6 protein-coding genes are annotated in these 11,771 nt (G+C 28.7%); all 6 read right to left on the reverse strand.

Annotated elements, in window-relative coordinates; genetic code table 11:
* Window positions 1–604: 604 nt before the first annotated feature.
* Entirely contained in the window at window positions 605–1,711 is a 1,107-nt protein-coding gene (glgD, locus tag ABUA17_RS17815; protein WP_042402599.1) for a glucose-1-phosphate adenylyltransferase subunit GlgD, read from the reverse strand.
* A gap of 21 nt (window positions 1,712–1,732) precedes the next feature.
* Window positions 1,733–2,890 carry a glucose-1-phosphate adenylyltransferase gene (locus ABUA17_RS17820; protein WP_042402602.1) on the reverse strand — a complete coding sequence of 386 codons (1,158 nt, stop codon included), beginning with the start codon at window positions 2,888–2,890 and terminating at the stop codon, window positions 1,733–1,735.
* A gap of 274 nt (window positions 2,891–3,164) precedes the next feature.
* Window positions 3,165–5,003, reverse strand: a complete 1,839-nt coding sequence (locus ABUA17_RS17825) for a glycoside hydrolase family 13 protein (RefSeq protein ID WP_055292416.1) — start codon at window positions 5,001–5,003, stop codon at window positions 3,165–3,167.
* Between the two features lie 13 nt (window positions 5,004–5,016).
* Window positions 5,017–7,452 carry a glycogen/starch/alpha-glucan phosphorylase gene (locus ABUA17_RS17830; protein WP_042402608.1) on the reverse strand — a complete coding sequence of 812 codons (2,436 nt, stop codon included), beginning with the start codon at window positions 7,450–7,452 and terminating at the stop codon, window positions 5,017–5,019.
* Between the two features lie 28 nt (window positions 7,453–7,480).
* On the reverse strand, window positions 7,481–8,917 hold the full coding sequence (gene glgA, locus ABUA17_RS17835; RefSeq protein WP_042402614.1) for a glycogen synthase GlgA: 1,437 nt from the start codon (window positions 8,915–8,917) through the stop codon (window positions 7,481–7,483).
* 13 nt (window positions 8,918–8,930) lie between these two features.
* Window positions 8,931–10,970 carry a 1,4-alpha-glucan branching protein GlgB gene (gene glgB, locus ABUA17_RS17840; RefSeq protein ID WP_082423950.1) on the reverse strand — a complete coding sequence of 680 codons (2,040 nt, stop codon included), beginning with the start codon at window positions 10,968–10,970 and terminating at the stop codon, window positions 8,931–8,933.
* Window positions 10,971–11,771: the final 801 nt, after the last annotated feature.

Raw genomic sequence — 11,771 nt, forward strand, 5'->3', positions numbered from 1 at the left:
TTTAAGACTCTCAAAAGAATTGCTGGTTTACTTTAACTATATTCTGTTCAATTTTCAAAGACCATTTACTCCGTCGCACCGAAGCGACTTCCTTATCTTATCACTGAGAAACTTTTCTGTCAACACATTTTTTTCAACATTTTTTCTTGTTGTTTGTGTTAATAAAAATTTGCTTTCATTCGTTGGAATTACTTGCGCCCCTCAGGACAAGACTTATGATATCACCCTAAATTTAATTAAATTTTTTCAAAATGTACTATATTTTAAATTTATATTTGATTTTCTTAATTTTTTATTAAAATTCTCACTTTTACTTATATTGATACACTAGGAGCAGTGTTATAAATTTTATATAAAGTTATCCACTTAACACACATTATCCACAATATTATATACATTATATTATGTCTTTATTAACATAACTAACATTATCCACAAGTATATTTTTTCATTTACTCACTTACTTTTATTTAAGAATTTAGAATTGTAATTATATTATTACTTTTAAATTTTTTACTGAATATTTTAATAAATAAATTTCTTAACTAGAAAAATGAAAGAAGAGCATAAAAGTTATACTTTTATGCTCTTCTTTAGACTTACATTAAACTACTCTTTTCTTAGGAATGACAACTGGATTTTCTCTTAAACCTTTTACTTCTTCACTATCATCAATTAATGTTCCCTTATCAGTAATTGCATGATTCATCATTACATTACTTCCTATAACTGTATTTTGAAGAATTACACAATTTTCTATTACACTACCTTTTCCAATATAAACATTTCTTCCTATAACACAATTCTTAACTTCACCTTCAATATAAGAACCATTTGCAATTATAGAGTTGCTTACATTACTTGTAGTAGTATATTGCGTTGGACAAGCATCCTTTGGCTTTGTATAAATTGGGAAATGACTATAGAATAATTCCTTATTTACTTTTTCATTTAAGAAATCCATATTTGCATTAAAATATGCATTTATTGAATTTATACAAGCTAAATATCCTTTAAATTCATATGCTCCAACTTTTAATTTATCTATATTTCCATTAATGTAGTTCTTAATCTTCTTATATCTTCCGCCTCTAATGCATTCGTATATCATGTCTATAAAAAGATCAGTCTTCATTATATACATTTCCATATTTATATTAGCACTGTTTTTTAATCCAACATTTTCGCCAACTCCAATAACTCTTGAATTTTCATCAAGGTTTAATACTTGGCAATCTATAAAATTATCTTCTACATGTTTAACATTTTTGTAAACAGTAGTTACATCATTTCCTTGCTCAATATGATATTTAATTAATTCGTTATAGTCTAAGTTACAAACCATATATGACGAACAAATTAATGTATATTCTTTTTTACTATGATCAAAATAATCAATATTATCTAAAAAATTATGAACATCATCATGTACAGGATCTTCATCACTAAAATTAAATACCTTTAATCCATCTTTTTTACGATATATATCCCATGGCTTTCCATTTGTTAAATGATCCATTAATGATCTTGATTTATTTTTTGTAAAAATACCTATTGCTTCAATTCCTGAATTAGTCATATTGGATAAAATAAAATCTACTACTCTGTATCTACCTGCTATAGGCAAAGACGCTAACGGTCTATGTCTTGTCAGCTCCGTTGTTTTTTGTTCATTTTCATCTAAATTAATTATACCAATACAGTTATTCATCTTCTCATCTCCTCTTCTATCTTAAACTTCCATTGCTTCTATTACACTACCGCTTTTAATATCTTCTTTAGATGCTATAACAGATATTTTTTCACCATTTCCTATTTTACAATCTTTTCTTATTTTTGCTTCTCCACCGATTATGGCTTTATTAATAACTACATTATCACCTATCTTAGCATCTGTCATAATTACAGAATCCTTAATAACAGTATTCTTACCAACATACACACCTTCAAATAATACTGAATTTTCTACCGTACCATGAACTGTGCATCCCTCAACAACTAATGAATTTTTAACATTAGCATCTTTTCCTATATACTGAGCCGGTCTTACAGGGCTTACAGAATAAATCTTCCAATCATCTTCATAAAGATTTAATCCACTTTCTCTTTTTAATAAGTCCATATTTGCTTCCCAAAGGCTACTAATTGTACCTACATCCTTCCAATATCCTTTGAATGGATATGCAACTAATTTTCTACCTTCGTCTAACATTTTAGGAATTATGTTCTTCCCAAAATCATTGCTTGATTCTTTATCCTTCTCATCTTCTTTTAAAGCTTGTCTTAAGACTTTCCAGTTAAATATATAAACTCCCATTGAAGCCATGTTACTTTTTGGGTTAGCTGGCTTTTCTTCAAATTCATATATTGATAAATCATCATTAGTATTCATTATTCCAAATCTACAAGCCTCTTCCATAGGAACTTCTATTACAGCAATTGTTGCTTCAGCATTTTTTTCCTTATGGAATTGAAGCATTTTATCATAGTCCATCTTATATATATGGTCTCCTGATAAAATTAATACATATTCTGGATCATATCTATCAACAAATTCAATATTTTGATAAATGGCATTAGCTGTTCCCTTATACCAGTTACCTCCCTTTTCTTCTTGATATGGTGGTAATATACTTACTCCTCCATCTCTTCTGTCTAAATCCCATGGAGTACCTATTCCAATATGCGCATTTAATTCTAAAGGTTTATATTGTGTTAAAACTCCAACAGAATAAATTCCTGAATTTGAGCAATTACTTAATGGAAAATCTATTATTCTATACTTTCCTCCATAAGGTACTGCTGGCTTAGCTAATTTTTTTGTTAATACACCTAATCTTGATCCTTGTCCGCCTGCTAATATCATAGCAACCATTTCTTTTTTTCTCACTATTATCCCCATCCCCTCTTAATTTAATATGCCGCAATAAACTTATTACACTATTAAATTACATTTTCTTATTTATGTTAAATTTATTATTTTGGCTATATAATATTATTATTTAATGCATTTATATTAATTAATCTATTACTAAACAGCTTTTTTAAAAGCATTTAAAATTAAAATCTATATTAAACTTTGTAAAATTTACTCATTATTTAAAAATTATGGAATAGTTCTTTTTAATAAGGCACTTTATTTATAGAAAAGTGCCTTATTTTTTCTATAAAATCTTTAAAATTTTATATTCATGAGATTTTAACTCTATCTCAATTTGACTATTTTTTACTTCATACCTTTTATCATTACTCATTAAATCAATAACGGTATTTCCATCATTAACATCATATAATGAAATATTCTCTTTCTTTTCCATAGTATTAACTACAACCACTATCTTTTCATTTCCTATTAGCCTTTCATATCCTAAAACTTCGTTATTAAAATCTAAGAACTTTATTTCTCCGCTCTTCAATGCCTCTTCACTAGCCCTGATATTAGATATCTTAGTATAGAAATTTAAGATATCCTTGTTTTCCTTTCCCCAAGGATATGCCTTTCTATTATATGGATCTTTACCTCCAGTCAGACCAGCTTCATCTCCATAATATATTAGTGGAACACCTGGCAATGTCATTTGAATAACTACTGCTAATTTTAATAAGCTAATATTATTATTTAAAATAGTTAATACTCTTTCAGTATCATGATTTCCTAAAATATTCATAGTTGAATAAAAATATTCCTTTGGATAGTTTTCCTTAAGAGACATATATTTTTTAATAAAATATCTATTTCCAATATAATTTCTAACTAAATCTAAAATTATTTGTCTTAAAGGATAGTTTGTAACTGAATCTAGTTCACTTCCAAATAAATATTCTCTTCTTCTATTATAACTGTATTTATTAGATGCATCCTCCCATACCTCGCCGATCAATACCCCTTCAGCTTTTACTTCTTTAAGCTTTTTCTTTAAAATTTTAATAAATTCATCCGGTAATTCATCGGCAACATCTAATCTCCACCCACTTGCTCCAAGCTTTAACCATTTTTCTATTATTGAATTATTATTTCTAATTATATAATCTAAATAACTTGGATTTAATTCATCAACATTAGGCATGTTAGAAAATCCCCACCATGCTTCATATAACTTTGGATAATCATTAAATCTATACCATCGGTAATATGGTGACTCCAAAGATTGATAGGCTCCTAAAGAATTATAATTCCCAAACTTATTAAAATACTTACTATCACTTCCCGTATGACTAAAAACCCCATCTAATATGATTCTCATTCCTAAATCTTCAGCTTCACTACATAGTTCCTTAAATATTTCTTCATCTCCAAACATTGGATCTATTTTTTCATAATCTCCAGTATCATATTTATGACAGCTTGGTGAATCAAATATTGGATTAAGATATATTGTACTTACTCCTAATGATTTTATATACTTTAATTTTTTCTTTACGCCTAAAAGATTTCCACCATAGAAATCCCATCTAACTATATTTCCTTGTTCATCTTTTATATACATTGGATCATCATCCCATTTTCCATATATAAAAGTATTTTTTTTAGGATTTAATACTTTTCCTTCTTTATTCCCATTGAAAAACCTATCTACAAATATCTGATATATAATCCCTTTCTTATACCAGTTAGGAACTTTCTCATTAGAGTATATAGTTATTTGATAACTTTTAGGATCATTAAAGTACGTTTGTCCTTCTCCACCTAAAGATTCTATATTATTGCCATATAAAATATTTCTACCACAATAATTTACCCTAAAATAGTAATATATCAATCCAAAGCAGTTGCTAGTATCTATTTCATTTTCATAAACCCAACTATTTACGTATCCATTCCATCCTATTTCATTCATTTGAACTTCTACTTGATTATTATAAAAATTAATCAAATTAATATAAACTGAACACTTTTTACTAGTCCATATTCTAATTCGCACTTTAGTTCCTATAGTAACTGCTCCAAATGGATTTCTTAACTGAATATTATGCGAATCATGGAAAATTTGTATATCATCCAAATTCACATTCCTCCTATAAATTTTTATATATTACAGTAGATCCCCATATACCAGTTGCATATTCCTGAATAGTTCTATCTGATGAAAAGATACCTGAATGTGCTATATTAACACCACACATCCTTTGCCATTTTTCTTTATTCATATAAAGTTTATTAACCTTATCTTGTGCTGCTAAATAAGCATCAAAATCTTTCAATACAAAGAACTCATCATTATATGTTAATAAATTCTCATATATTGTTCTAAATCTATCTTTATCACTACAATATTTACCATTAATTAAATCGTTAGTTACTCTTTGTAATCTTGGATCATTGTTACAAACATCCCATGATGAGTATCCACCTTGTTTATGATAATTTAGTACCTCTTCAGCATTTAATCCGAAAATAACGATATTATCTTCTCCAACCTCATCTTTAATTTCTATATTAGCTCCATCTAAAGTTGCTATTGTAATAGCACCATTCATCATAAACTTCATATTAGATGTACCAGAAGCCTCCTTAGTAGTAGTTGATATTTGTTCACTTAAATCTGTTGCTGGTATTATTTTCTCTGCTAAAGATACTTGATAGTTTTCAAGCATTACTACTTTAATTTTATCATTTACTCGTGGATCATTATTTACAGTTTCAGCTACTCTGCATATTAATTCAATTATATTCTTTGCTAAATAATATCCTGGTGCTGCCTTTCCTGCAAATATAAAAGTTCTTGGTATTATATCTAAATTAGGATTTTCAATTAATTTATTGTAAAGATCCATTATTCTTAAACAATTTAATGTTTGTCTTTTATATGCATGTATTCTTTTAATTTGAACATCAAAAATTGAATTAGTATCAATAACTATTCCATTTGATTTATAAATTTCTTGTGCTAATCTTTCCTTATTATCTTTCTTTATCTGTCCAAGCTTTTCTAATACGCCTGGATCATCTAAATAATTTTTAAAGTTTTCTAAATCAGTAGGATGTTTTATAAAGCTATCTCCAATTGTATCTACCAAAAGCTTAGTTAATTTAGGATTAGATCTTATTAACCATCTTCTATGTGTAATACCATTTGTTTTATTATTAAATTTAGATGGATATAAATAATAGAAATCTGACATTTCTCTCTTTTTTAATATTTCGGTATGAAGCTTTGCAACTCCATTTACACTATGGCTACCTACTATGGCTAAATTAGCCATCCTTACATATCCATCTCCTATAATAGCCATTCTTGATATCTTATCCCATTGCCCTAAATACTTATTCCATAATTCTTCACAGTATCTTCTGTTTATTTCTTCTATAATCATATAAATTCTTGGCAGTAAACTCTTAAACATATCTACTGGCCACTTTTCTAAAGCCTCAGCCAAAATTGTATGATTAGTATACGAAATAGTATTTTGAGTTATTCTCCAAGCATTTTCCCATGATAGCCCTTCCTCATCTAATAATATTCTCATTAACTCAGGAATTGCCAATGTTGGATGAGTATCATTAATATGAATTGCTATTTTCTCATCTAATAATTTTATATCTCCCTTATGCTTCTTATAATGTCTTACTATACTTTGTATTCCTGCTGAGACAAAGAAGTATTGTTGTTTTAACCTAAGCATCTTTCCTTCATAGAAAGAATCTTCAGGATATAAAACTAATGAAATTGCCTCTACTGAATTTTTATATGAAATTGCCTTTAAAAAATCACCTCTGCTAAAAGATGAAAAATCAAATTCATTTGATACTGGCTCTGCACTCCATAATCTTAAGGTATTTACAACCTCATTTTCATATCCAACTATAGGAGTATCATAAGGTACTGCCAATACAGGCTCATAATTAACATGTGTAAAAGTAAGTTTTCCATTAACGTAATCGGAAATTATACTTCCACCAAACTTAACAATTTCAGCTTTATCTTGCTTTTTTATCTCCCATACATTACCTTCTCTTAACCAGTTATCAGATGCTTCTACTTGTTGACAATCCACAATTTTTTGCTCAAAAAATCCATATTTATATCTTATTCCACAACCATGTCCAGCAATATTTAAAGATGCCATTGAATCTAAGAAACAAGCTGCTAATCTTCCAAGTCCTCCATTTCCTAAGCCTTGGTCGTGTTCTAAATTTTCAATTTCTTCTAAGTCAATATCTAATTCGCTTAAGGCTTCTCTGCAGATATCCCTTATTCCCAAATTTAAAAGAAAATCACCTAATAGCCTTCCTAATAAGAATTCCATTGAGAAATAGTATACTTGTTTTTCTCCAGTTTGATTGTATCTATTATTAGTATCCATCCAAGTACTAATTACATAGTCCCTAACCAAACTCCCCAATGCTTCATATTTTTGTTGATTATTTCCTTCTTTTAATTCCTTTCCGTGTAATTGAACGAATTTATTGTTATAATCTCTTTTAAATGAATTCTTATCAATTGATAGCATATATCTACCTCCTAATAGCTTGTATCCATTAAGGTCTCTTGACTACATCTTCATATAACAATTTATATTGCATAGCTGATTTTTCCCAACTGTTATCTGAATCCATAGCTTGTCTGATTATGTTATTCCAAGCATCTTTATCGTCGTAGATTGTTAATGCATATTCTATTATTTGCATTAATTCATTTGAATTAAAGTTTTTAAATCCAAAGCCATTACCTATTCCAGTGTACTTATTATAAGGAGAAATTGTATCTTTTAATCCTCCTGTTTCTCTTACAATTGGTATTGAACCATATCTTAAAGCAATTAATTGTCCTAATCCACAAGGCTCAAATAATGAAGGCATTAAGAACATATCTGTTGCAGCATATATTTTATGAGCTAATGAATTATCAAATTTTATATTTGCTGAAACTTTATCTGGATACCTATATTGTAGATTCTTAAATGTTTCTTCATACCAGTAATCTCCTGTTCCTAGAACAACAAATTGTATATCTTTTTGAAGAAGCCTATCAATTATGCTTACTATTAAGTCACATCCCTTTTGATGAGTTAATCTAGATATTAAACCAATCATAGGAGTCTCTGCCCTTTGTGGTAATCCTAGTTCTTTTTGAAGAGATAACTTATTTTCAACCTTATCTGATATTGAATCCCAAGTAAAATTCTTAAATATAAGATTATCCTTCTCAGGATCAAATTCTTCATAATCTATCCCATTTACTATTCCCTTTAAGAAATCACTTTTACATCTTAGTAATCCATCAAGCCCTTCTCCATATTGTTGTGTCTTTATTTCTTCTGCATAAGTATTACTTACAGTAGTAATTTGATCAGAATAATTTATTCCGCCTTTTAAAAAGCTAACTGATCCATTTAATTCAACACTACCATTAGTTAACGGCATATAGTCATATCCAAATAGCTCAGGTAAAACATTAGGTACAAAGCTACCCTTAAACAATAAATTATGAATTGAAAATACAGTTTTCATATTTGAGTAAAACTCGTTATTTTTATACTCTAAATTTAATAGTACTGGTACCATACCTGTTTGCCAATCATTACAATTGATTATATCCGGCTTCCAATCTATTTCTTTAATAAATTCTAAAACTGCTCTATTAAAAAATGCAAACCTTTCGCCATCATCATAATATCCATATAACCCATCTCTATTAAAGTAATATTCATTATCTATGAAATAATATACAACATCTTTATATTTATATTGAAAAACACCACAATACTGATTTCTCCATCCTACAGGAACTGTAAACCACTTTATAAATTGTAAATTTTGCTTTAGTTCATCCTTTATATTCTTATACTTTGGTATTACTACCCTAGCTTCTACACCTAGTTCAGTTAAGGATTGAGGTAATGCTCCCATTACATCTCCTAAACCACCAGTCTTAATAAACGGATGCGCTTCTGATGCTGCAAACAATACTTTCATCTATTCACACTCCCTATTTAGATTTATTATTCATAACTTTTAAAACAATAGCTGCCATTGGTGGAACTTTTATTTTCACAGAATATGGTTGATTGTTATAAGGAATTTCTTCTGCTAACAATACATCATCAATAACTTGTCCTGATCCTCCGTATATTTCGTTATCTGTATTAAAATCTTCCACATACTCTCCTAATTTTGGAACCCCTATTCTGAAATCATATCTAACTACAGGTGTATAATTGCACACAAATACCAAAGATTCATTATTCTTTTTATCGTGTCTAATAAAAGAGAATATGCTTTCATCACAATTATCTGCATCAATCCATTCATATCCCTCTGGTTCATAATCATTCTCCCATAATGCTTTATTGTCTTTATAATAATGATTCATATCTTTAAAGAATAATTGTGTCTTTTTATGCATATCGTTCTCTTCAGTTAAGTTCCATTGTAACTCTTCATACTCATGCCATTCTGTAAATTGACCATATTCTGAACCCATGAACATTAACTTTTTCCCTGGATGTCCCATCATATGAGCTAAGTAAAGTCTAAGCCCAGCAAACTTATTCCAGTAGTCTCCCCACATCTTATTAACTAAAGAACCTTTACCATGTACAACTTCATCATGAGATATAGATAAAATAAAATTCTCTGAGTAATTATAGGCCATAGAAAAAGTCATCTTATTATGATGATATTTTCTATACAACGGGTCTTCCTTAATATATGTTAAAGTATCATTCATCCATCCCATATTCCACTTAAAATTAAATCCTAATCCACCATCTTCAACAGGCTTTGATATTTTAGGCCATGCTGTAGACTCTTCTGCAATTGTCATTACAGTTGGAAATTCTTTGTGAATCGCAGTATTATACTCTTTTATAAATTGCATAGCTTCTAAATTTCCATTCTCACCATAAATATTAGGATGCCATTCATCATTTTCCCTACCATAGCTAAGATAAAGCATATTTGATACTGCATCATTTCTAATACCATCTATATGAAATTCTCTTATCCAAAAGAATAAATTAGAAATTAAAAAACTCTTAACTTCAGGTTTTCCTAAATCAAAATTAAAAGTTCCCCAGCCCTTATTATCTCTTTTCCACTCTTCATCATATTCATAAGTTGGAGTTCCATCAAACATATATAATCCATGAGCATCTTTACAAAAATGACTTGGTACCCAATCTAATATTACTCCAATACCAGCTTTATGAAGTTCATCAACTAAATATTTGAAATCATTCGCTGATCCATATCTGCTAGTAACTGAATAATAACCTACACCTTGATATCCCCAAGATGCATCTAATGGATGCTCAATAATCGGTAAAATTTCTACATGTGTGTAGCCCATGTCTGTTAAGTACTTTGGCAACTCTGCAGCAATTTCTTTATATGTTAAAAATTCTTTGTTTTTAGTTTTCCATGATCCTAAATGCATTTCATAGATATTTATTGGACTCTCATACATATTAAATCTTTTTCTTTTCATCATCCAACTTCTATCATTCCATTTATATTTATCTGCTTCACTAACAATTGATGCAGTATCAGGCCTTTTTTCTGATTGAAATGCATATGGATCAGCTTTTAAATTATAGTGTCCATATATATTTTCTATTGCATATTTGTATTTCTCTCCTGCATTTATTCCCTCTATAAATATACTCCATAAGCCTTCATCTGATACCTTTTCCATTTTATATTCATCTTTTATTTCAAAATCTGAAAAATCTCCTACTACATATACCTTCTTTGCTCTTGGAGCCCAAGTTGTAAATCTTACCCCTTTTTTTCTTTTTTCTGAAACATGATGTGCACCCATAAAGCCATATGCTTCATAATGTTTTCCTTCATGAAATAAATTAATGTTTTCAGGTGTTAACTCACATTTCACCTTTTTTCTTGTAGACTTACTTACTTTATCATTATCTAAACTTTTACTATTTATTTTTTTATTAACTGTTCTAACATCTTCGATTGTCTTCTTAGTACCACTTTTCTTAACAGCTGCTCCATTTTCTCCTCTCATGTAAATCCTCCCTCATATTTATACTGACGTAAATTACTTTTATATCAAATCTTATCCTTTATTTTATAATTCTACCATCAAGCATTTATACTCTTCAACTTCTTTTAAGCGACATTTAATCTAATAAATCCACTTATAACTTTATATATAACTGTTTTTATTGTTGCTTTTTGTTGTTTTTAGGGTGTTATTTTCTCTTTTTTGTCTATTTTTTAGGAAATATTGCATTATTTTTTATCTTTAATTTGATACTATATTATTTAAAGTTATATGCTCTTATAATATTTTTTATTATATTTTTCTATAATATTTTTAAATCTTGTATTTTCAAAAGAAATTTTCACTAAGCTTATTCCATCTAATAACATTTACGAAAATTAATTTCAATCTTTCAATTAATTTTTGATAAATTAGCAGAAAAATATATAACCTCTCTTTTGTCATGACGTTTTTACATTCTAATTAATATTCAAGTAGAATCTTGCTTTATCACTTAACTATAATTTAATATAACAAAAAAGTACTTAGCTTTTACACTAAGTACCTTATACTACCTTACAACGTTCATCGTGGCAATTCTTAATACTTCGATTAACCTTCGCTAAATTGCCCGCAAAAGACATAACATGTCTTTTGCCTCTCCCAGTGGAAGAGCATAACGTTGCCCTTTACCATTTAACTATAATTTAATATAACAAAAAGGCACTTAGTTTTATACTAAGTGCCTTGAATTACCTGGCAACGTTCTACTCTTCCACACAGTCCCCCGTGCAGTACCATCGACGCTGTAGAGCTTAACTT

This window comes from Clostridium sp. RTP31139st1_H3_RTP31139_211217, assembly GCF_040227035.1.
Taxonomy (GTDB): Bacteria; Bacillota; Clostridia; order Clostridiales; family Clostridiaceae; genus Clostridium; species Clostridium saudiense.